This is a genomic window from Anaerophaga thermohalophila DSM 12881, from assembly GCF_000191885.1.
Taxonomy (GTDB): domain Bacteria; phylum Bacteroidota; class Bacteroidia; order Bacteroidales; family Marinilabiliaceae; genus Anaerophaga; species Anaerophaga thermohalophila.
Genome location: NZ_AEWI01000023.1, coordinates 95,373 through 119,399 on the forward strand (window position 1 = coordinate 95,373; position 24,027 = coordinate 119,399).

18 protein-coding genes and 1 pseudogene are annotated in these 24,027 nt (G+C 43.8%); 1 reads left to right on the forward strand and 18 read right to left on the reverse strand.

Going from position 1 to position 24,027, the window contains the following annotated elements; all coding sequences use genetic code 11:
* Positions 1-46 precede the first annotated feature (46 nt).
* Positions 47-1,741, reverse strand: coding sequence for a hypothetical protein (locus ATH1_RS0108795; RefSeq protein ID WP_010420333.1), 1,695 nt, complete (start codon positions 1,739-1,741; stop codon positions 47-49).
* Between the two features lie 658 nt (positions 1,742-2,399).
* Positions 2,400-4,346, reverse strand: coding sequence for a glucosamine-6-phosphate deaminase (nagB, locus tag ATH1_RS0108805; protein WP_010420334.1), 1,947 nt, complete (start codon positions 4,344-4,346; stop codon positions 2,400-2,402).
* 198 nt (positions 4,347-4,544) lie between these two features.
* Here nagB and ATH1_RS0108810 point away from each other — a divergent pair, with 198 nt between their 5' ends.
* Positions 4,545-5,273: a FadR/GntR family transcriptional regulator gene (locus tag ATH1_RS0108810; RefSeq protein ID WP_010420335.1), complete on the forward strand. Its 729-nt coding sequence runs from the start codon at positions 4,545-4,547 to the stop codon at positions 5,271-5,273.
* A 94-nt stretch (positions 5,274-5,367) separates the two neighbouring features.
* Here the strand turns inward: ATH1_RS0108810 and ATH1_RS22455 are convergent, their stop codons facing one another.
* From ATH1_RS22455 to ATH1_RS0108890, 16 genes and pseudogenes are all read right to left on the reverse strand, one after another.
* Positions 5,368-5,490, reverse strand: coding sequence for a hypothetical protein (locus ATH1_RS22455; protein WP_010420340.1), 123 nt, complete (start codon positions 5,488-5,490; stop codon positions 5,368-5,370).
* Positions 5,491-6,107: 617 nt separating this feature from the next.
* On the reverse strand, positions 6,108-6,662 hold the full coding sequence (locus ATH1_RS22210) for a GH32 C-terminal domain-containing protein (RefSeq protein WP_245531756.1): 555 nt from the start codon (positions 6,660-6,662) through the stop codon (positions 6,108-6,110).
* A pseudogene (locus ATH1_RS22215) lies at positions 6,642-7,679 on the reverse strand (glycoside hydrolase family 32 protein); the annotation flags it as partial. The pseudogene ATH1_RS22215 and the gene ATH1_RS22210, both read right to left, overlap by 21 nt.
* Entirely contained in the window at positions 7,676-9,328 is a 1,653-nt protein-coding gene (locus ATH1_RS0108830; RefSeq protein WP_245531754.1) for a ribulokinase, read from the reverse strand. The gene ATH1_RS0108830 and the pseudogene ATH1_RS22215, both read right to left, overlap by 4 nt.
* A gap of 6 nt (positions 9,329-9,334) precedes the next feature.
* Positions 9,335-10,780: an L-fucose:H+ symporter permease gene (fucP, locus tag ATH1_RS0108835; protein ID WP_010420350.1), complete on the reverse strand. Its 1,446-nt coding sequence runs from the start codon at positions 10,778-10,780 to the stop codon at positions 9,335-9,337.
* An 86-nt stretch (positions 10,781-10,866) separates the two neighbouring features.
* Positions 10,867-12,132, reverse strand: coding sequence for a DUF6786 family protein (locus ATH1_RS0108840; protein WP_010420352.1), 1,266 nt, complete (start codon positions 12,130-12,132; stop codon positions 10,867-10,869).
* A 98-nt stretch (positions 12,133-12,230) separates the two neighbouring features.
* Complete coding sequence (locus tag ATH1_RS0108845; protein ID WP_010420354.1) at positions 12,231-13,397, reverse strand: glycoside hydrolase family 172 protein; 1,167 nt, start codon at positions 13,395-13,397, stop codon at positions 12,231-12,233.
* Positions 13,398-13,753: 356 nt separating this feature from the next.
* On the reverse strand, positions 13,754-15,112 hold the full coding sequence (locus tag ATH1_RS0108850; protein ID WP_010420357.1) for a PhoPQ-activated pathogenicity-related family protein: 1,359 nt from the start codon (positions 15,110-15,112) through the stop codon (positions 13,754-13,756).
* 482 nt (positions 15,113-15,594) lie between these two features.
* The gene (locus tag ATH1_RS0108855; protein ID WP_029164047.1) at positions 15,595-16,794 is read right to left on the reverse strand and encodes a glycoside hydrolase family 172 protein; all 1,200 of its coding nucleotides are present in this window, start codon (positions 16,792-16,794) and stop codon (positions 15,595-15,597) included.
* A gap of 53 nt (positions 16,795-16,847) precedes the next feature.
* The gene (locus ATH1_RS0108860) at positions 16,848-18,623 is read right to left on the reverse strand and encodes an L-fucose isomerase (protein ID WP_010420360.1); all 1,776 of its coding nucleotides are present in this window, start codon (positions 18,621-18,623) and stop codon (positions 16,848-16,850) included.
* A 62-nt stretch (positions 18,624-18,685) separates the two neighbouring features.
* Positions 18,686-18,952: a hypothetical protein gene (locus tag ATH1_RS0108865; protein ID WP_010420361.1), complete on the reverse strand. Its 267-nt coding sequence runs from the start codon at positions 18,950-18,952 to the stop codon at positions 18,686-18,688.
* A gap of 222 nt (positions 18,953-19,174) precedes the next feature.
* Positions 19,175-19,276, reverse strand: a complete 102-nt coding sequence (locus tag ATH1_RS22780; RefSeq protein ID WP_139035317.1) for a transposase — start codon at positions 19,274-19,276, stop codon at positions 19,175-19,177.
* Positions 19,248-19,379 carry a hypothetical protein gene (locus ATH1_RS22460; protein WP_010420363.1) on the reverse strand — a complete coding sequence of 44 codons (132 nt, stop codon included), beginning with the start codon at positions 19,377-19,379 and terminating at the stop codon, positions 19,248-19,250. Before ATH1_RS22460 ends, ATH1_RS22780 begins: the two co-directional genes overlap by 29 nt.
* Before the next feature lie 683 nt (positions 19,380-20,062).
* Entirely contained in the window at positions 20,063-22,147 is a 2,085-nt protein-coding gene (locus ATH1_RS20130) for an NBR1-Ig-like domain-containing protein (RefSeq protein ID WP_010420365.1), read from the reverse strand.
* A 14-nt stretch (positions 22,148-22,161) separates the two neighbouring features.
* A complete protein-coding gene (locus ATH1_RS0108885; protein ID WP_010420366.1) occupies positions 22,162-22,653 on the reverse strand; it encodes a transposase in 492 nt (163 codons plus the stop codon).
* A 224-nt stretch (positions 22,654-22,877) separates the two neighbouring features.
* Positions 22,878-23,873, reverse strand: a complete 996-nt coding sequence (locus ATH1_RS0108890; RefSeq protein ID WP_010420374.1) for a LacI family DNA-binding transcriptional regulator — start codon at positions 23,871-23,873, stop codon at positions 22,878-22,880.
* Between the last annotated feature and the right edge of the window lie 154 nt (positions 23,874-24,027).

The window sequence follows — 24,027 nt, forward strand, 5'->3', positions numbered from 1 at the left end:
GTAATCGCGACGAGTTCGATGGATTAAATATTTTTTATCCTGATAATTATTCAACAAATACTATATAAGCTCCCTCTATTACGAGCGCAAAATTCAAATCAGAACTGTCAACTGTTATCCCTTCATAACTTTGGAAATGGGTTTCACCGGTGGCGTAAGTAACGTCGTAATATACATCCGCAGTATCGTCACCATTGTTGGTCACTGTGATGATTATCTTAGAGCCACTTATGTTTGATGCGAATGTATCCCAATTCCAGTCACTTGTGGCAGTGGCTGTACCATAGCCGTCACCCCATCCGAAGTTGTCCATGCGAACTACAGCATATTCAGTCATATCAGCCCTGCGAAGGATTGTACTGGGGCTTTGGTAATTTTCAACATTCTTGGAGTAGCAGTACATTGTGAGTATTTTACTTTCACCAGATGGAACAGCATAGTCCTCCGAGAATTCCGTCCACCATGCGGTCGAAAAGTCAGTAGCACCTACCTGGCCTGTACCTTGAACAAGAGTTAGTGGGACAGTCGTTGTTACTGTGCTCGTTGTGCCAACATAAGAAATGACAACATTCTGAGTACCTTCGGCAGCCGGAATCTTGCTGAATTGAAGAGATTGGTTTGCTAAGATACCGGTTGTTTCGTCGGCATACGTAGCTGTTACAACCATGCCTTTTGGGTTGAATATGATTGAGTCGCTGCTGTAATAATAGTAGGTGGTTATGTCGGGCAAGGTAGTCACTTCTATGCTTGAAACAGAGTTCGTTACTTCCAGCGTGTAATAAGTTGATACAGCATCCGTGTATTCACCCTGTTTGGTTTTATTATAAGATACAATAACTGTCTTTTCTCCGAGTGTTGTCATATCAGGAATAACTGAGAATGATAAGTCTGCAGTGTCGACCTGCTCCGACGATCCGTCAGCAAATGTAACGGTTGCTGTTGCATCACCCCAGAAATCTTCGTTGCCTAATTCAACAAAGTCAGGCGTTCCTTCGACAGTGATTGATGTTGGTTCAACATCTTCTACTTTAGTGACTTTAGACGGTATAAGGTACGCCTTTTGCATTTCGAAATGGCTGGCGTCGCAAATCAGAAAAGCCACTATATCTTCTGTTGCAGAGACCGGTTGCTGATATGTCATAACCAATTCTACATCGTTTGTTCCAACAGCAGTGGCAGTTACGAATACATTTCCGGTAGGAGAGTGGTCGATTTCCAAAGTAACATGTGCACCCTGCATCGTGGTGCGGAAGTCGTTCCAGATATCGCCATCCTCGTCGAGGTCGGGATAGTTATGGGAGACCATGCTCAGGTCGAAATCTTCGTTCCCCCAGCCGTAAGCGTCAGAGCGCAGGACAAAATATTCTGCATAGTTGTCGGCATCCCGATCTGCTACGTTGGCGACGGCAAGATTCCAGTTATTCCAGTTGTTTTCGCCGGAACCGTAGTTTATAAATTCTAAATGTAACAGCTTGTTTGAAGGAATGGTGAAGTAATCAGAGAATTCAGTCCACCATGCGGCACTGTTATCTTCAGGCCCGACAATCCTTGTAGCGATGTCGATGTAAGTTGTGTCACCTGTATCCATAGCTGCTTTCGCTGCTGCAATGGAGTCGATCCTGTTTTGAAGGTCAGGAGGCGCATCAATTGAATAAGTATCCAACTCCTCGCACCCAACCAAGGCAAATACTGCCAAAATTGCTGCGCACAAAGCGCTCTTCATTATTTTACTTGTTTCCATAATTTTAATTTAATTTTAATTGAATGCATTCTTTTTAGCGTTTTAGTCGTTAGTCTTGTAGATTTGGGCTTACTCTATTCATAAAAACATAAATAGCTCCCTTAACTCCATGCGAGAATTTATACATATTCTCGTCTCCAAATAATCCCCGAATTATCGGGACAGGCAGTGTGCGAAAAACGCACAATCCGGGTCAAAATTTCTAATGCTAAATTACACCAGCGAGGTCTTGCCGGGGTGGATTAATGATTTTAAGAGGTGGATGGAGGTGTAAAATGTAAAAGATATTTAAAATCTGAACAAAAATCAGAATTATTGAAGAATGTGGGGATAGATGATATTTGAGTCGATGTGTGATTATTTGTCCACTTCTGTGTAAACATATTTCACCCTAAAATGTATACAATTTTTTACAAAAGAAGGGTGACGAATACTTTTATAAAACAGGATGGGGCGGGGTTGGTTTTCGTTAGTTTTGAAAACCAACCCCGCCCCATTTTATCCGTGTTTAAACGCCCCGGGTTCCCCAAAGGGTCGTGCCCTGGCAAAATTTTTATGTATGTTCCTGAGTCTTCACGCGGTTGTCGGAGCTAAAACGCTTATATCTTCAGCAACACGAAGATTGTTACGCATAAACAAACCCATTTCCGAAAGCGTTTTACTTCAGGAATGATTCCTCGTCATCGAATGGGTAACGAACGAAGGCTTCGATGGCCTCGTATTCGGTCAGCCCCAGCTTATCGTAAAGTTTTGCAGTTGTTCTGTTTCGGTCTTCAGCTCTTTGCCAGAATTCTCGGCTGTCTTTTCCCGGGAAAACCGGAGAATCTTTTTGCGACTGATGTTTGAATATGGCTTTACGTTTTCTCATCAACTCGTCAGGACTGATGGGCACTGCCATTTCAATATCTTCCACATCCCATTCCTGCCAGGCACCCCGGTAGAGCCATAGATAGCAGTCTCTTAGCCACTCGTCACTCTCGGCTTTAATTTTCCTGATGGCTGCAAGGATGATCTGAAGACATATCTCGTGTGTTCCATGGGGGTCCTGAAGGTCGCCGGCAGCGAAAATCTGGTGCGGTTTTACTTTTCGCAACAGTTCAACAACAATGTTGATGTCGATGTCCGACATGGGTTTTTTTTCAGCAAGCCCTGTTTCGTAGAAGGGCAGATAGAGAAAATGCACGTTTTCATCTTTCACCCTGCAATAGCGGCAGGCTGCCTGGGCCTCTCCCTGCCGGATAAGACGCTTGATGTTTTTGACATAGGGTGTGTCAATGTCACCGGGGTTTTTCTTTTTCAGAAATTCTATAAGGTTTTTGTGTTCTTGTTCTATCGTCTTGTTTTCGGCATTGTTGCTTTTCAGCAGATCGACGGAAAATGTCGAAAAACGCAAGGCGTCATCGTCGGATACGGCAATATTACCCGATGTTTGATAGGCAACATGAACATCGTGTCCCTGGTCTACCAGTCTGAGCAACGTTCCTCCCATGGAAATTACATCATCGTCGGGGTGTGGACTGAAGATGAGTGATCTTTTAACCGGAGGCTCGGGACGTTCGGGTCTTGTTTTTTCGAAGGCTCCGGGTTTTCCGCCCGGCCAGCCGGTGATGGTGTTACGAATTTCACCGAATACCTTGATGTTAAGATCATAAGCCTTTCCGTAAAAAGCCAGAAGGTCGGCAAGTCCTTCAGCTTTATAATCGTCGTCTGTCAGTTTCAATATAGGCTTTTCAACTCTTAAACTGAGCCAGATTACGGCTCTCTTTATCATTTTCGGTGTCCAGTTTACCATCCCGTAAAGCCAGGGGGCCTTCGTTCGTGAGAGTTCCGACGTTGCATCTTTATCGGCATAAATGGTTACGTCGTCATGAAGCTGCAGGTATGAAGCTGGTATTTGCGAGGAGAGGGGCTCTTCAAGCATTTTTTTCAGGACAATGGATTTGTTTTTTCCCCAGGCAACCAGAACAATTCTCTTGGCACTCAGAATGGTGTTAATCCCCATTGTGATAGCTTTAGTGGGGACAGACTCTTCATTTCCAAAATCTTTTGCTGCGTCGGCAATGGTGACCGGGTCGAGTTTGACCAGACGGGTGGTTGAATTGATGGCTGAACCCGGTTCGTTGAACCCTATATGACCCGACCGTCCAATGCCCAATAGTTGAAAGTCGATGCCTCCGGACGATTTGATTTTTTCTTCGTATTCGGCACAATAAGATTCCATTTTTCTTATATCGACTGTTCCGTCAGGAATATGAATATTCTCTTTGGGGATGTCGATGTGATCGAACAATTTTTCGTGCATAAACCTGACGTAGCTCTGTTTGTTTTCGGGATTCATCGGATAATACTCATCCAAATTGAAGGTTATCACATTTTTAAAACTCAGCCCTTCCTCTTTATGCATCCGGATTAATTCGTTATAGACGGAGACGGGAGAGGAACCTGTTGCCAGCCCGAGAACTGCCTTTTTACCTTGTGCCTCTTTGTTTTTAATGACATCGGCTATAATAGAGGCAATTTGTCGGGCGCCTTCTTCCTTGTTATCCACCAGGTGAAGTGGAAGTTTTTCTATTGATTGTTCCGGGAAATTAACTGATCTTGTCATAATCACTTATTTTTTATTTGTAATTGTTTAATAATGCGTTGTTTAAATTTCCTGTGAAACATTGGCATTAAATCTTTTTGTTGTATTATTTTAAGATGTATGATATGTTTCAAAATTAAAAGTTTTTACTGAAATCTTCCAAAAAGGAAGAAAAAGTCTATCTTTGTATTGTATTGTTTAGATATTTAAAACGGGTAAATGGACGAAATATTTACTAAAATAGGGACGACTCAGACGTTGAGTCAGAAAATCGAAAGAAAGATAGAGGAGGCTATCCGGCAGAAAAAATTGTTGCAGGGGACCAAACTTCCTTCCGAAAAAGAGCTTTGTGAACTTTTTGGCGTAAGTCGTACAGCACTCAGGGAAGCACTTCGACGCCTCAGTGCCCGGGGTCTTATTGAAATCAAGAAAGGCAGTGGTATGTATGTTTCTGAGATAAAGATAGAGGATGCTATTAAGTCTTTGAATCTTTATTATGATTTGAGTTTTGATTCCAATCTTATCTCTCAGATCATTGAATTTCGCCGCATTTTTGAACCCGAAATATCCCGTCTGGCTGCGCGTAACCGCACTGACGAAGATTTGAAAATTTTGTTTGAAAACATCTCCGACCTCGAACGTTGTGATCCTGATAATACACAGCAGGAAGTGGATACCATCAACCGTTTTCACATGAATCTGGCCAAGGCCACCGGCAATCCCATCGTTATCATCAGTATGGAACCTATTTATTCGCTTTTGCCCAGGATGAGAAATTTTATTTATGCCAACGTTGAAGGGGAAAAAGAATATACGATGGACGCCCAGAAGAAAATTCTTGCAGCGGTGGAGGTCAATGATGAGGAAACGGCCTATCTTGAAACTGAGAAGCTGGTGATCCGGAATCATGAGGTGTATGAAAGGTACCTTAAGAAGGTTCTTAAATAAATGAGTTCGGTATAAAAACATCCTTAATTTAAAGTTTGTATTCCTGGGAGCTTTTGCCAAAACCACTTTTTTTATTTGACTGGCAGATAGTTTGTTAAAAACCTGCTTCTATTAGATTGATACCTGTTTGCAGCTGATAATCCAGTACCCTGTTTTGAAAATTGAAACGTGTGGCTCTTGAGAAAGTGACTTCACCAATGGTTGTAATAAGACCCATGGGTTTTATATCGCAAATCAAACATTACACTTTCCATCAGATCGTCATAACTAATCCCCCTTGAGTTCTTTTAAAATAAACACAGGAACCAAGATGTTAACCGGAGAGTTCGGCCAACTGGACTTGCCTGAATAGAGCTCCCTGAAATCCATCTCGTTTATATTGCGAAGTATCAAATTATAGAACCACTCCTCTTTAGAGCATACCTGTGTTTTGCCAATCTTTGAGCTAATCTCGTTTTCAAAACTAAATAATTTTGGTTGATTACTTGCTTTAAACATGTCGTATTTTACTTTTTCGAAACAAATATACAGTTTATTATCTTAATTATTAAATATTTATGTCTAACGTAAAATGTTTAAATCATTGATTTGAAATAACTTAATAAGCCAATAAAAAATTTTACAATCAACTGAATTATAGAACATTAATCATTTGGTCTTTAAAGTGGTTAATGTTAGCCTGAAAATTCTATTTTTTGTCTCTGACCTTTTTAGACTGGGCTCATCTTTACATCAGTTTATGTTGCTTAATTGCCAGGCAAGTTATAAAAAACCGGCAGGACACAATCACTATTTTGCCGAGAATCTTAAAAATTAGACATTTTTTCAGTTGATCTACCAGATGGATTCAAGTTGGGTGATTTTTGCTTCCACTACATCGATCAATCCATCTTCAGTAAACAATTCCAGCGTGTCGAAATGTTCTGTAGGATACACAAGGTTGGTGATCACCACGTCACCGTCGGAAGCAAACCATTCTACCGATGACCAGTCGAGGATGATCCTCCAGGTCACTCTCTCTGATTCGATCAGATAGGGTGCATACTGCATTGATGAGAAGAGAGGCGAGAAATCTTCAGATGTTGCATGCGTCCTGTCTGCATAGTAATATTTTACAATATTGTCATATCCTATCGTGTAATATTCCCCCAGTTGGTTGCTTAACCTGAGACCAAACTTCCCGGGAAAATCCATCCGGGTCATCTCTGAGACATCAAAAGTGAGCTCAATCTCAACAGGAGAGCCTACAAACATCTTCCCCTCGAAAATACGACTTGATCCGTTGACCTTTAATTTTCTAATCTTATTTGATTTGCCGTATAATTTGCGAAGTTCAGCGACCGGTCTGGAAGTAAGCAGGTAGTTGTCTCTTACCTTTCTGAGACCCAACTCGCGGGGTAGAGTAGCCGACCCGCTCCAGTGCAGAGTGGGTTGTTCACCGGCATACTCCCAGTTGTTCATCCAGCCAATCAGGACGCGTCTCCCGTCTGGCATGTTATTCCAGGTAACACCTGCATAATTGTCTTTACCGTAATCCAGCCAGAGGGGTTCTCTCTGGATTATGGTAAAATGAGTACCGTCAAAATCGCCTACGAAGTACTGAGTACCTGTACCACCGGCTGGATTGCCGGGATTGATACTGACAATCAATACCTATTTCGTTTCGCCGCGATCGTTTATCTTCAGGGGGAAAAGATCCGGACATTCCCATACACCCTTCTTACTTTCACCCCCTTCCCCGAACTCACTTTCAAAGGTCCAGTCCAGGAGATTGGCAGAACTGTAAAAACGGATGGTCTGCCAGGCAGCCACACACATGATCCACCTTTCCGAACCGGGGTGCCACACTACTTTCGGATCACGGAAATCGCGAATACCGGGATTCTTCACCACCGGGTTATTGTCATATTTGGTCCAGCTTCTCCCATTGTCGGTACTATAGGCGATAGCCTGTTGCTGTACCTTAAACTCACGCCTCTCATCTTGTGCTACAGGATCATGATAGGTAAAAAAGGCAATCAGCGGGGGATTGTCCGCTGTCCCCAGTCCCGAGCGGTTCTTGCTGTCTGAGACGGCACTCCCTGAGAAAATGTAACCCAGACTGTCGGGATAGAGAGCAATGGGGAGATGTTTCCAGTGGATCAGGTCGCTGCTGACGGCATGCCCCCAGTGCATCGGTCCCCATACGGAGGAGTAAGGATGATGCTGATAAAAGAGGTGATACTCTCCATCGTGGTATACCAATCCGTTCGGATCATTCATCCATCCTTTCTCAGGTGAAAAATGAATCTGGGGGCGGTATTTCTCACTGTATTTACTTACCGAATCATGCTCCGCCAGCTTCTGATGACAGGAAAACATCAGAAAGACAAGCGCGATTAAAGAAAGTTGAATTGTCTTCTTCATTGCTGGTTTTGTAAAAATGATTGCTTTGTGCTCAAAAAATGAGCCAGCGACTGGTAACGTTCGTAACGAGCCTTGTAGAGCAGACTAACCTCCTGTCGCGGAGTATACGTCGTCAGGTTGCCCTGTTCCATCCGGTCGGTAGCCGACTGCAGCGAGTCAAACAGACCCGTGGCGACCGCGGCGAGCATGGCCGCACCCAATGCGCCGGCCTGTTGTGTAGCAGCCACTTTGATGGGCACTCCCATCACATCGGACAGGGTCTGCATCACGTAGGGCGACTTCAGAGAAATGCCCCCCACACCGATCACCTCTTCCACCCGTACGCCCTCCTTTGCGAGATGCTCCAGGATGGCCCGCGATCCGAAGGCAGTAGCCTCCACCAGGCTCTTGAAGAGTTGCGCCGGCGTGGTTTCCAGGGTGATCCCCATGATGCCCCCTTTCAGTGTCTGATCGGCAAAAGGAGAGTGACGGCCATTCAGCCAGTCATTGGCAATCGGGTCTGTTTCCGTGAACGGTAAATTTTCTGCTTCTACAGTAAGCCGCTGCAGAAGGTTACTGGTCAATGCGACCCTCTCTTTCTTCGGAATGGTATTTGCAGTCCAGGAAAGTATATCCCTGAACCAGGCATAAATGTCGCCGAAAGCCGATTGTCCCGCTTCCAGTCCGATCAGCCCGGGAATCACGGAGCCATCCACTTGACCGCTGATGCCCGGGATCAGCTTGTCACCGATATCCTGTTTCGGGGTGACCACGATGTCACAGGTGGAGGTCCCGATGATCTTTATCATGCAGTTTGCACGGATGCCGGCACCCATGGCCCCGACATGTGCATCGAGGATGCCGGCGGAGACCACCACGCTGCGGGGGAATCCAAACCGCTCTGACCACTCTTCGGTAAGGGTCCCGACCGGAGTGCCGCCGGTATGGGTTTCGTCGCTTAAATGCGCCCTGAATTCGCCCAGCAGGGGGTCGAGCCTGGAAAGGAATACCGAGGAGGGGTAACCGCCCCATTCCTCCGCCCACATCCCTTTGTGCCCGGCGGCACAGCGGCTTCTCTTCACCTTCTCAGGCAAGAGGTTGCCGGTCAGCAATGCCGGCATCCAGTCGCAATGTTCGATCAGTCCCCGGGCATCGCGCCGGATGCGTTCGTTCTGCTGCAGGATATGGAGTGCCTTTGACCAGAACCATTCGGAGGAGTAGATTCCTCCGGAGCGTGCGGTATAGTCGGTTTCCCACTCATGGGCCAGTCTGTTGATCTCATCCGCCTCGTTGACTGCGGTAGGGTCTTTCCATAGCACGAACATGGCGTCGGGATCCTCTTCATACCCGGGCAACAGCGCCAGGGGGGTACCGTTCCGATCGGTCAGACAGGGTGTACTCCCGGTGGTATCGATACCCAGTGCGACGATGTTGTTAATCTCTGCGGGCTTCATCTGCCTCAAAACACCATGAACTGCCTCTTCCAGTGAATCGATATAATCCTGTGGATGCTGGCGGTAGCGGTTTTGTGCGGGGGTACAATATAAACCCTCTCTCCAGCGTGGATAAAAAGCAGTATGTGATGTCTCTTCTTTCCCTGTCGTGCTGTTAACGACGAGTGCCCGGCAGGAATCCGTGCCATAGTCTATCCCTACAATATATTGATTCATATTCATTTATTTCCCATTACCCAGCTTCTTACTGCGGGCAACCGTTAAACTGTAAAAAGCAATTATTAAAAACGCGATAGCCGGCACCCAGTAAGCAAAATTAATACTTCCAGCCTGATCGGAGAGGATTCCCTGAATCTGAGTCAGCAGTGCTGCTCCGGCGATCGCCATCACCATGCCTGATCCGGCAATCTTGGTATCTTCACCCAGCCCCCTCATTCCCAATCCGTAGATGGTCGGAAACATCAGCGACATACATCCCGATATTCCCATCAGTGCGTAAACCCCCCAAAAACCCTGTCCGTAAATGGCGATCAGCGACAAAACCACAGACAAAAGAGAGAGTGCAGATAAGAGATTGACCGGACGGATATATTTCATCAGCCAGGTACAAACAAAACGACCGATAACGAACAATAATAACGACATGATGTAATAGGTGGCACCGGCCTGCTCAGCCGTACGTGGCAGCAGAACATCCAGGCCAATGGCTTCGGTGAATGCATAGAATCCCCCCGCAATGGGCTCCACCACGCGCAATGCCCCAATGATGGCATCCTGTGAAGGGTTAGCACCCAGGCCTGCAATCACGCCATCGAAATTGAGCTGTTGCATGGCGTAACGAATGATAAACGACCATACAGCTATCTGGGCACCGACATAAAAAAATTGAGCAATCACTCCCCACACATAGTTTTTGTTCTTTTTTAAACGTGCCCAGGTTGCTTTCAGATCCAGGCTTTTATCTTCGTCCTGTGCTTTGGGCATCGAAGTAAAGTAGATCAACAGAAAAAGCACCAGCATCACTACGCCCAGGATCAAATAAGCCGTAGTCACGGCATTCAGCTCCCCATTCTGTATGGCAACAAGTTCCGGTCCGCTCAGGGCATCTCTTTCGGCTGCAGTCATTGTATTTAACTGCGACAGTACGAAAATCTGGCTTACCAGCACACCGGTGAGTGCACCAAAAGGGTTAAACGACTGAGAGAAATTGAGTCGCCGTGTAGCGGTAACCGGATCACCCAGTGAGTAAACATAGGCATTTGCCGAAGTCTCAAGGACCGAGAGGCCGGCAAACAACACGAAGATCGCGAACAGATAGGTCGCGAAGCTAAGGGGTGAACTGATTCCGTTGGCCAGCAACGCCGGATAAAACAGGAAGGTACCCGTAATGCATAACCCTAACCCGAGGAGGACACCCGATTTATAGGTATGCTTTTTGATGAAGATGGCGCCGGGCAGTGCAAAACAGCCGTAACCCAATAAGTAGCAGACAACCTGTATCCAGGCAGTGCGTGTATCTGAGAGGCTCATGATGCGCTTGAATGCCGCCAGCATGGTATCGGTCATGTTGTTGGGTACCGCCCAGATAAAAAAGAGAGAAGTGAGAAGGATAAAGGGGAAAATGATCCCTGCCGGCACCAGCCGGTGTTTTTCTGAATTTGTATTCATTTTTTTAAGTTGTCGATGTTCTGTATTCAGTTGTCAGCGCTCAGTACTCAGCTTTCAGTCGTCAGTGCTTAGTCAGGTTATTCTGATTACCGATTGCTATTAAAAATATTCTTTACTTTCTCCAGGCTCACACCCAGTAATTTTTCTGAGATAGGGGAGAGGGAGGCCTCATCACCCACGAAATGGTACACATTGTGCTGGTGAGAGAGTGATTCGCCCGGTTTTAAAAAAGCGGCCGGTGAGCAGCTCTCCAGCTCCAGGAAGGGGCCCATGATGCTACCATCTTCCAGCGGGCCGTCGTTGTAGGCGTTGAGCGCGTCACCTTTCAGGGGATCTTTCTCCGGGTTCCACTCCTGGTTGAGGTAGGTGGCTTCAGGTTGTGTGGTGAAGGTCATCACGGTAAGCCGCCCCCCGATCGGGTCGTAATTGGCCGCGATCCCTTTGGTCTTGCGCGCGTTCATCCCTAGCTTTCCCCTCGATTTTCCATCCGTTTTAAAAAAAAGAACTCCATTTTCGTCGATCAGTCGGTCAGCAGGTATTTCGCCGAAATAATCGGATGTAACAACCCGGCCCAAATCTTTTTCACTCCCTGTTTGATAGGGGATTATCGTCACTGCCGAGTCGGACGGGATAAACATATCGAGCATCCAAAGACAAACTGTGCCTGTCTCCGGAGTCCATTCAAAATCATTTTGGTTTGTAATCCTGTTTTCGGTACTGTAGGCCACCATCTTCATCTCCCCGGGGAGAGTTAAGTTCAGCTCCCTGCTACTTTCTTCCCTGGAGAGTAGTTTGATTTGTCGTTCGGCTTTAATTTTCAGTTCTGTACCCCGGTAGTTTTTCACCTCTATTTCCTTGGTGAACGCAGCCTGTGTGGAAGTTGCATCTGTCAGCTCCCATGCTTCGATATCGATCGCCCTGGGAGTGTGCCAGTTGTCATACACCTGCTCTGTTCCCGGTGCAAAGAAAACCGAGTATTGTCCTCCCTCAGGGCCGAGCCAGAACCGGTTTTCACCACCGAAGCCGTTCATATGTTCATCCACGATGCCGGCATCGAAGAATTTGTAGTTGACAAAACCGTGGCTGGTTCCATCCAGACCGTTAGCCGTAGAAGTGAAAACCTTTGCCTGGTATTTTGCCGAAAGAATCACCTGTGCTTTTTCATCTTCCGATTTCAGGAGGATCAGGCTGTCTTTTTCCGATAAGTAGTTCAGGTCGTACCCAAACGTTCCTTTTTCATAGTTCATTTCCATAGATTCCGTTTTTTTCCTGTTATCTGTGCAGGAGAGGGTAAACACTCCCCCGATCAGCACTGCGACGGCGATTCCTTTGAATTGATTTCGTTTCTTCATGTTGTTGAATATTGTTGAGTCCGGTCTAAAAAGTATCCAAACAGGCAAGCTTTTCCGTAGTCTCTCAAATGAGTGTTGACGAAATTGGTCTGCAAGCATTAATTCACTTCAAGTTCTTTCCAGGAAGGCAGTGCAGGAAACGAAGCATGTGGTTCAGCCTGATACCAGAAAACAGCGGAAGAGATGTCCGACTGTTGGGGAAGGTAACGGCCGCCATGTCTCCAGCCCAAATCCTGAATGGTTATGCGTAAATCTTTTTTGAAACGGATGGGGTCCATTATGTGCCACCTGTACAGTCCGAAACGTTGCCCTGCCTTGTAGGCCAGTTCGGGAGGCAGCACTTGTACCAGCCCTGCGTAAGGTGTGGTAAACGTTACATACTTACCATTCCGGTCGAAACCGTATGAACCACAGAAATAGTCTTCCGTGCCGGTGCCGATAATGGTGGGAAACTGCTGATCACCATCAATGAAGAACTTGATTTCACCTTCACCCCACCAGCCGTTATTGTTCACCTGCCAGGCCATGTAGACGCCCACGTAATGTCCTTCACCCTTAATACCATCCACTATGGTGTAAACTGATGTGGTATTCACCTTTGTCCTGCGAAACTGTGCATGGAAGTAAGCGGCGTCATCCGGTACATCGGTCAGCGTATAGTCGATCTGATAATAGAGGCTCATCGGCTGTTCGTCGTTGATGTTGGTCATTGTGATGCGTGCTTTCTTGTGAAACGGCATGTTCCAGTAGCAGTTAAAGGCGCTGCCGGGATTAACCGTTACCGGCAGTGAGTTGAGATGGGCATATTCGTTCCATCCCATCCCGAAAAAGTGTCCTACCGGAACCTCTACAGAGGGTTCTGTCTCATCGTCCCAGTAGATGCGGATGATGGAGAAGCGCCAGTTGCCAGTGGGGGTCATCCAGATATGTTGGATGGCACCTGGACCCTCTATTTCGGCCATAGTAAATGTTTCTCCCGGCTGTATGATAACATAAGGATTTACCTTCCACCCCTGTCCCAGGTCACGGGCAGCATGGCTTGCATTAGCGGTATTTCGGGGAGCATTGGGATCGGGTGTAGCCATACCACCTTTCCCTTTTTCGCCGGTGAAATTTTCAGGGCTGATCGACCTTGACTCCGCATTGGAAAGGCGATACAAATTGCTCATATTCATCCCGAGTCCATTGAAATTTCGGTTCTGTGCAAATGAAGTCACAGTAAAAACAGAAATAAGTACCGTAAAGATCATTGATTTTAAATGCATCATCATTGTTGTTTATTTAAGTTTGACATTCTTTTTTTGTCCATTAAGGCAAACATTAACTGAACTTCCGCATGTGCTTATTGAAAATGTATTCAACTTAATGGCGAGACATAGAATAGATATGTTTTGTGGGGTATCCATTGACCACGGGGAATGTGAAAAGAGTAGCTGTTTGAGCAAAGCGAGTTTCTTCTCTTTTCGTAATCGAGGGCAAGCGTCGGTCACAAAACATTGTTAGTTAATGATTTATATGTAACTGTAACACATGTAATTTAAATAGGAAGTCAACAAAATTGGCATTACCTGTAAAAGGCGCAACTGTGTTGAGTGGTTTAATTACATGTGTCTATCGGCAATTATTGCACAAATACTTTTTTATTATCCGAGACATACGTCCGCGTACTGACCGTATATTCATCGCCATGGATATCCTTATAGACCAGATCCACATAAAAAGCCTGGAATCCTTTCTTCGGATAATTAATGCTTACATTGACTGCAGATCTGTCCCTGGCATTGAGCTGTATATCACTTTTAGTCCATATAGCCTTACGAAAGTCCCGACTATCAGAAACAGATTTCCATAATCTGGCACCTATCAGTTTATCGGGGGAGGCTTTTACATTGAGCTCAATATTTCTACGTTTTTCCACCAGGTTCCATTCGCAGACAGGATTATCCGTCCTGTACAACATATGGGTAAAAAATGCACTTAACGCTCCGAAAGCCTGTTCTTTATTCCCCAAACCATGACCAGCATTGGGAACATAATGCAACAGGTTATGCCCGGGAATCTCATTGATATAATGTTTCACCGCATCCACGGTCCAGTAGGGATCGTTTGTTGCCATAATGATCATTTTAGGCATCGTCAGCTTGTTCCGGTAAGAGTAAGGATCTATCATCTGTACGACAGCTCTTCCAAATTCGCTATGGATTGCCTGTGGGATTTCCAGATTCACATAATCCTGGATATTCTCGCTGTATTCTCCGTAGAGTTGTTTCTGATAATCAAAGGTGACGGGCATATTCAGCATATCGATCACCATGGGAGCGATTGCTTCCACACGCGGATCCTGAAGTGCTCCGGTAAGCCAGGTCGTCCATCCGCGTTTTGAAGCTCCGGATACGAGAAAACGATTTATCTGCCGGTCCAATTGTTGCGTAGCAAATTCCTGCACCACATCCATGGCTCTGTAGGCCGATTTTGTCATGGGAAAGAGCAGTGGCCAGGAGTAATCTTTGTCTTTTTTGAACTCATTGAGCGTATAGGAGATCAAAGCATCTTCTTTCAAACCACCATACAGAGGCTGATTGGGCACTTGTTTCAAGATACAGACCAAGGCATTATTTCGGTTGGCCAGGGCAGACAGGGACAAAAACAAATCATCCGCTTCTTTTGCAAATTTCGGAATGCCATCGTTTAGTGAGCCGCCGTCTACAAATAAGAGAGCCCCATCCTGTTTTAAGGTCTGCGGGACAAAGATAATAAGTTCATGTTTCCACAGGATTTCATGCCATTTCTGAGAAATAAACAGTAAGGAATAAACCCTTGTCTCATCCATGTCATATGTCTTTCGGACTTCCCATCCCCAGGTAGGGTCGTCATTGTGGACATAAGCATTCAGCGCCGTTTCGGGTGTAACAGCTTGTTGTGCATAAACTGCAATAGAGCAAAAATAAGCGATTAAAATTACAATTAAGTTTTGTTTCATCCGTATAAAATTAGTCTAAGTTATTGGTCGAATGTAACTCGCATGATTGATTTTATACATGTTCTTTTGTGACAAACCTTGTCATGCTCGTTTCATTCGTATATAATTTACTTAAGTTATTGGCCTAATGGAACTCGCATGATTGATTTTATACATGTCCTTTTGTGGCAATCTTTGTCATGCTCGTTTCATCTGGTTATATTTATTTTTCAAACAGAATTATTCTTGTAATATATTGATGTCGTGATAATTAATTGTTTACTGGCAGACATTAAGTATACTTTTTGAGATCCGAGACTGTTCCCAAAAGTGTGTCTGAGTAGCTAAAAATGAACATCGTCTAATTCTACTTTACGCCTTTAGTTTTTCTTTTTGCTTATGATGAGCTGTATCAATATCTGCCTGTCTTTTCTTGTGCCGTTTAAGCATTTATTTCTCTCTATGGTTAAGTAGCTGATTCTCATCGATGATGAAATGTAATGTCATTCATTTCCCCATAATTGAGGATCATTTCCCTTGGCTTTGCGCCAGGCATCTCTCCAGCGGTGTATATCACCGGGGTTGATAAAAGGCTTCGGCTGACGCAGCTCTTTGGTGGGTGCCGGTGGCAGCATCACTGCTCTGTCCTGGTACCAATAGGCCACGGTAGCCAGATCGAGGGTCAGGTTGTTATTGTGACCGGTCTCTATAGTGCCCTTTACGCCTGTTTCAAAGAAAATAGGATCATTGATAAAAAAACGGTAGATATGTGTTCGGCCCAACCAGCCTATATCGTTGTTTACTCGCGGATATCCAAAATGAGGATGGGAGAACGGTTCTTTGGGACACCAGGAAGTATTAAAAAAATCTTCTGTTCCGGTACCTATTAAACGCGGTTTTTTTTCTCCGTCAATGTACCACATATCATCGCCTTCACCATACCACATGGGGCTGGGAGAGTGTACGTAATAATTGATCCCCACGAAGTGTCCCTTGCCTTTTGTATCGATAAACCGGTAGTTCCTTTCTCCTTTCTGATTGGGTTTTTGTGGGCCAGTCAGAGCCCACTCTGTTTCACCTTCCGGCAAAGCTTCAGAGAGAGTATGATTGTACCAGGCATGAAAACGACCCATATCTTCCGGTATTTGTTCCATTTCAAGATAGTCCACATAAAAATATAAAGCAGTGATGGGTTTGTCGTTCTGGTTTTCGATTTCGATGCGAGCACCTTTCTCAAAAGGCATTGCGAAGTAACTGCTCAATCCTGTTCCGTTCGCAGGTCCTGCCGACAAGGGAAGCGAAGCGTAGTTATACTGTTCGTTCCACCCCTGACCGAAAAAAGGGCCAATGGGAGATTCCACGGAGGGATAGTCATTCCCGTCCCAGTACATCCGGATAATGATATCGTTCCTGCTCAGTACATCCGGCGGAGGGGCAATGGTAATCCATATATGATTGATTACTCCCGCTCCCTTTATCTCTGCAATGGTCCTTTTCTCTCCTGGGGCAAAAGGTTCCAGATGATCACTGTTGCCTCCCGTTGGGTCAGAACTGGAGACCCTCTTGTTCTTTACACCCGATTTCATTTTTGCCAGCTCAAACATATCCCCCATCGTATTCGTCTGGGAAAAGAGAGGAAACGAAAGCATAATCCACAGGAAAAAGGTGCTTAGATTCAGTACTTTAAAATCAATTTTCATCATTCTATCAATTTATTTGGTTAATTAGATTCAGATTATTTCTCGCAATCTCCACGCTACCTGTATAGTGGTCCATAAGCAGCGCATGCTCGGTAGTCCGCTCCCTCGTTATCCGATCCGAAAGCCGACCATGCTGACGGTCGGAAGATCTTTTCATCATCCACATTGTGCATATTCACTGGAATAGACAGCGCCGAAGCCAGTGTAATCAGATCTGCACCGATATGTCCGTAGCTGATGGCTCCGTGATTGGCTCCCCAGTAGTTCATTATCGAATAAACATCAGTGAATCGCCCCTTTCCGGTAATTCTTGGAACAAAGAAAGTGGAGGGCCAGGTTTTATCCGTTCTTTTGTTGATGATGTCGAAGACGTGAGTGGGAAAGGTTGCTGTCCAACCTTCGGCAATCTGCAATACCGGACCCAATCCTTTTATCAAATTCAGCCGGCACATGGTAACCGGCATCCCCGCTTTGGTCAGAAATTTAGAAGAAAATCCGCCTCCACGCATATATTCCAACGATGCGGGATGCCAGGTGGTGGCTTCAAGCATTTTTGAAACTTCCTCATCGGTAATTTCCCAGAATGGCTTCATTACGGGATTTCCATCCTTATCCGATTGCTGCCCCGTTCCGTCCAATGTGCAAGAACCCGAGTTGATCAGGTGAATGGCCCCATCCTTCAACAACCCATCAGGTTTCCACCCGCTGACCCGCTCAATGGCTTCGGGACTCCAATAGGTGCGGACATCGGCAAAGATCTGCGCGGTATTGGTCAACAGATGATTGAACAGCATACTGATACCGTTCAGGTGATCGTCCTCGGTGGCAAAGGTGAAAGATTCACGGATCCCGTTCCAGTCGAAGGATGAATTGAGGATCGCCTCGGAAAAATCACCGTCGGGCAGAAAATCAGTCCACTGGCGTTGTCCCTGAAATCCGCCTGCAATGGCATTGTGCCCTAATGCTTCTTCGCCAAACCCCATTTCAGACAATTTTGGGTTGCCTGTCATCAGGTCGCGCATGATGAGTGTCATTTTGACCACAAATTCCCAATCTTTGTCTTTTTGCACCCTGCTGTGTTTTAGGTGTTCCGGATTGAAATCTTCGCCTTCATACGACATACAGTTTTCTTTTGTCCAGACCATCGCTTTTTCAAATTCCTCTTTATCGTAAATACCAAGCTGAATTCGACGAAGGACTTCGATGGCATCTACTTGTTCGGTGCGCATACCCAAATACTCCTGTAAAAAATCGGGATTGACCATCGATCCGCCGATTCCCATCGATACCGTTCCGATGGCCAGGTATGATTTTCCACGCATAAGGGCAACCGCCAGGCCTGCACGGGCGAATCGGAGCAGTTTTTCCTTTACATCTGCCGGGATATCCGTGTCGTTCATGTCCTGCACATCGTGACCGTAGATGCCAAAGGCGGGCAGTCCTTTCTGGTTGGGGGCAGCCAGCACCGCTGCCAGGTAAACTGCTCCCGGTCGTTCCGTACCGTTGAAACCCCATACCGCCTTGGGTATAAGGGGATTCATGTCCATGGTTTCCGAACCGTAACACCAGCAGGGGGTTACGGAAAGCGACAATCCCACGTTCTCCTTCTCAAACTTCTCGGCACACATGGCCGCCTCTTTCACACCGCCGATACAGGTGTCGGCAATCACACACTCTACCGGCCGGCTGTCAGGATATCGCAGATTCTCTCTGTACAACGACGCCACACGCTTTGCAAGGTTCATCGTGGTCTCTTCCAGGGATTCCCTGATGCCGCCGCGCCGGCCATCAATGATGGGGCGAATACCAATTTTAGGATAAACTTTTTTCATACTTTCTGTTTAATCGTTTAACTAAAATGAATAAATTAATCATTTAATTCTACTTTACGATTTTAGTTTTTCTTTTTGCTTATGAAGGGTTGTATCATATCTGCATGTTTTTTCTTGTGCCGTTTAAGCATTTGTCTGGCTTTGTTTTCCATTTCAATTTGAGTGGCACAGATATTTGTTACTATCATAATCCTGACATCTCTAAAACTTAGTAATAGAACTTCCTGTTGATGTTCAATCAATTGAGTTACAATGTAAAGCGAGGTCATCATGATTATCGCATAATGTGTGTGCCACGACTGCCATTTTCTTATTTGATAATCAGACATCCCCAATTCATTTTTTGCATTGTCGAAAGACCTTTCCACCCAATATCGCTGACTTACAAAATATCCGTATTCTTTTTATAATTGTAAGTAACCAGATCACCATTACTTATGCTGTATTTTATCTTTCGCTTCCTCGCATCTGTACGGTGCTTCGGCCCATGTTTTGGGAAGAAAAATCCGTTCGTTTATTATAGTAGAGGAGGTATGATTGACAAATGATGCTTAAACTCCAACCTGGCAATTATCTACTTTGACGATAACACCTGCATACTGCCGACTGACGGCAACTGATTTTTTACCCCTTTTGCGATGGGCCGATTCCATCAATAATATATCCGTTGTGTAGTTTATTCTTCGCTTTTGTTTTTTTTAAAAGCAGCGATGCTTCCAAGGCAACCTGTTCCTGTAGCCCTTCCCAGAGTTCCACGAGGAGTTGCTTATGAAGTGCTGATATGCCCTGTACTCGTTATTTGAAACTTCTTCTTCCATTCGTTCCATATTTGCCTGCCTTTTCTCACAGAAAAATAGCCCTTACACCTAATTAATTGCTGTGTGAGAGTTGTCCCGCCTGTATACTTTAAAGTTGATTCTGAATCTCTTCGCAAAAGACTTAAGGCTACGCATTGATTTACAGGTTTTTAAAATTTTGCGTAATTTTTTTGTCCGATTGAGATTTAGACATTGTCTTAATTCATTCGGGGATGATTAAATACTTTTATTTTGACCTAAATATATAAGCATGTTTTTTATAGTGGTAGAGTAGAACTATAAAAAAAAATAAAAAAAATAAAAAAGCCTCAAAAATATTTTTGTTATTCAATTTATATTTAGCATGTTTGAATGTTTTTTTAACAAAAAATCCATCAGAATAGGTGGTAAAACCGGTGGCTTTTTAAAAAATAAAAACATATGAATAAACCACAACTAATAGGTCAAAAGGCGGCCAAGGCCGCTTTGTGCTATAAAATATTCATATTCAACAACCTAATCGTATGTTGTTTGTGATTCCTCGTAGATAAAAATGGCAAGGAAAAATATTTTTGCCTAATTTCATTTATTCCTTTTTATCAGCGCGTTATTGATATTAGAAAAATCAAGCGGAATTGTTGTTTAGTCTTTTACTACCTGCATATCATCAACCATCGAAGTTACATTTCCTGATTTAAAATTGTACACTCGAAACCAATCAATTTCTTTTAAATTAGGGTGACCTATAACATACGCATCACTCAATCTTTTTGAAATCATGTTCCATCCATTGGTAAGACTACTAACATCTATAATCCAAGCAAATTCATCCACATCCGGACCTCCACCACTGCCCAATTCTATTTGATTATTCCCAGATAACATTGATACGTCTGATACATAATACCAAAATTGAAAGACGCCATTATTTTGGCTAATATCAGAATTTAATGCTAAAGGATTTGGATATAGTTTTGAAAAATCATCCGTTCCGGAACCATATGCACTTATACAACCGGTCCCTTCTTGCTGAACATCTCTATTAACAGATAGTTGATTATGAGAACCCCATCCATTCAGTCCATCACAATTATCTAAATAATTGCTGGTAACCTCGATGGAAACATTTGATGTTGTCTCACCAAACCATTCGACCCACTCCTGTAACATCCTCCATTGAAAATTATACGTTCCCCTTTGGTTTGGGGCCGCAAAGTCAAATGTAAAAGTTTTTTCCTGCCAAGGCTCCACGGTCTCATCTGAAAGCAAAGCAATACGGTTTGATCCCCAAATTGTATTATCATGAGGATTTTGGCTCCCAAGATAATAAGCATCAGCGGCTGACCATGAGGTTAACCCGGTATTTCTGATTGTAATACTGGCCGTAAAATTTTGGCCCCCATCAACGGTTGTAGGAACACTCTGTGATACAAAAATTGAATTATTATTTACATTTTTGTGCAGAGTCGGATGATTCCAAATTAATGGCATTTCATTTCGAATCATTCTTCCCCCGTCTCCAGTTAAACGCAAATAAAAATCCGAGGAAACAGTTATTCCATCTGCGTCCAATGTAAGAAAGTATTGATCCGAGGGAGTCATTAAAACATCCTCCGCTGCTTTTGCAATAGCTGTTGCCTCATCATATTCGTCAAACATTGCCACATAAGCACTTGGAATACCTTTATTTCTAACTTGTGCAAACTGTCTCCACATAAAATCTCCGTGCATTCTGGGTATCTGGTTCCGGGAACCACCATTCCAGTTAGACCACGCAAAGCCGGGAAAAACAACCGGCTGATAATCCATATTATACTGATTACAATAATTTTTATCAGCCTCCATTACAGTGGCATAATTATCAACTCCTCCATTATCAGAATAGACCCCTACAGTCCAGGGAGAAACCATGTTAGCAGCATTAATAGCCGGCAATATAGAAGAATCAGAACGCCAGTTATTATGTGTTCCCACTATAACATAGCAGCTTTGATTTTTAAACCAATTTATTATATCAAGCCACGAGTTAACATCTCCGGGACGTCCAGAAACTCCAATCCCCCAAATAGCGACAACCGGCTTTCCATCTTGTTTTGCATAAGCATTTGAATTAATTAAATTGAGATCTCCAATTATGGCATTCGTCCAGTCAGTTTTTATTTCAGTTTGAAAATTTGTCCATCCCGAAATATCATACATTATATAAAACTTTTTCCCATAACCTTCAGCTGCATTTTTCATTTTCAATGCAACACCATCTCGCTGAGCTTTAAAAGACGGAACACTAAGTTCAACTCCAAACCTCTGAAGAGCAATGCAATCAATCCCATAATCTGATATCCACTTAACGTGGGTATTTATTACTTCAGAATCATACGAAGAATATAGTTTTGCAGGATCTCCATTCCCTAAATTTCCATATCCTGTCTGATATCCATTAGGATAATCTCTTATATCAGGCCATAATTCAAAAGTTTGATTTCCAGGAGCAGGCTGACCTGAAGAAGACCAATGAACCCATTGATTAACAGGCGATCCATCACCTTGACAAGCAAACCAACCCTGATAACCAACAGTGAGTTTTCCTACAACATCGTTTGAAGTAGAGGAGGATTTCAACTCAAAAACTTCTTTTTCAACTTTTTTCTCAATTCCAAAATCATTGGAACAACTCGAAAAAAGGATTAAAAGAACAACGTTAAACAAAAGATAATTTTTAATTTTCATAGTATTAAAATTAGTTAAAAATTAAATCTATAATCATTCACTCCATAACTCTTTAATTTTCTCCTCCAACCCCTTACCTGCCGTGCATAACTCACTCTTTTTATTCGCCTTGGATTTGTGCCTTTTACTAACACCATCCACAACAACTCGGCAAGTAGGTACTTGCAAATAGCCATTTTATTACCCCTTTTGCGATGAGCCGATTCATCAATAATATATCCGGTGGGTAGTTTATTTTTCGCTTTTTGTTTTTTTAAAAGCAACGATGCTTCCAGAGCAACCTGTTCCTGTAGTCCTTCCCAGTTCCACGAGGAGTTGTTTATGAAGTGCTGATATGCCCTATACTCGCTATTTGAAACTTCTTCTTCCATTCGTTCCATATTTGCCTGCCCTTTCTCACAGAAAAATAGCCCTTTCAGATAATTAATTGCTGTGTGAGAGTTGTCCCGCCTGTATGCTTTAAAGTTGATTCTGAATCTCTCTGCAAAAGACTTAAGGCTACGCATTGATTTACAGGCTTTTAAAATTTTGCATAAATTTTTTATCCGATTGAGATTTAGACATTGCCTTAATTCAATCGGTGATGATTAAATACTTTTATTTTAACCTAAATATAGTATGTATTTTATTGATAATAAAACATATAAGCATGTTTTTTATAGTCGTAAAGTAGAATTAACTACGATGAATAAATAATTTAGATTAATCGTTTAACTTCATTCGCAAAAAATTACACAATGAGTTCAGCATCCAACACAATTTGTTGGCCCGGTTTTTCTTTTCTTTCAATCTGACCGATCAGCAGATCGAGGGCTTGTTTGGCCATCTCTTCGATCGGTTGTTTCACATAGGGAATCCGAAAAGGGAACAATAAAATGGCTTCACTCTCATCGAAACACATCGCCTGAATATCTTGCTGCACCAGCAATCCCTTTTTAAGCAGGGAACGGATACCGATAATGGAAATAGAGTTGGTGGCAAAGAAGACAGCATCTACTTTCGGATTCATTTGCAACAACTCTTCAATAGCATCATCCATATCTTCCTGAAGTTTTTTGTAACTTACTTCCTTTATCTTATCAGTGACATTATGTCCTGCATCCTGCATTGCCTCCAGGTATCCCCGTTTCCTTTCGTTGGTATGATACTGATCCTGTTTGTAGGATATAAATGCCGGATTCTTGCATCCGCTCTTCAATAGCTGTCGGGTTGAACGGTAACTGATCTCAAAATTATTGATCATGACCGATGCAGTATGGATATCGGGATAGGTACGGTCGACCAGTACCAACGGTTTCTCTTTTTCCAAAAGTGCTTTCGCCATATACTCACCTCCTTCTGTGGGGGTGATGATCAGACCGTCAACCTGCCGGGAATTGAGAAAGGTAATCATCTTTAACATTTCTTCCGGCTCTTCGTTGGTGTTTCCGATGATAACGGTGTAACCCTGTTGTTCTGCAAAATTCTGAATATGCAAAGCCAGTGTACCAAAAAAAACGTTTGAGATATCCGCTATAATCAAACCAATCGATTTGGAATGACCCATTTTCAATCCCTTGGCCAAACTGTTGGGTACATAATTCAGCTCAGCAGCTTTTGCCAGAATTTTTTCTGACACATTTTTGCTCACCCGGCCGTTCTTATTCTTACCGTTCAGCACGAGTGAAACCGTTGCTGTTGAAACACCCAGCTCACGGGCTATTACTTTCAAAGATGCTCTTTCCATCTAACTTTAATTAACACAAAAGTAAAAGATTAATCGTTTAATCAAAAAAAAATTAATATATTTTACAACATATTTTATAAAAACTGGAGTTTCCTCAAAATTTTAATCAGGGAATAAAGAAAGTTGAAACTGGTCATGATGAGGGCCAATTCTG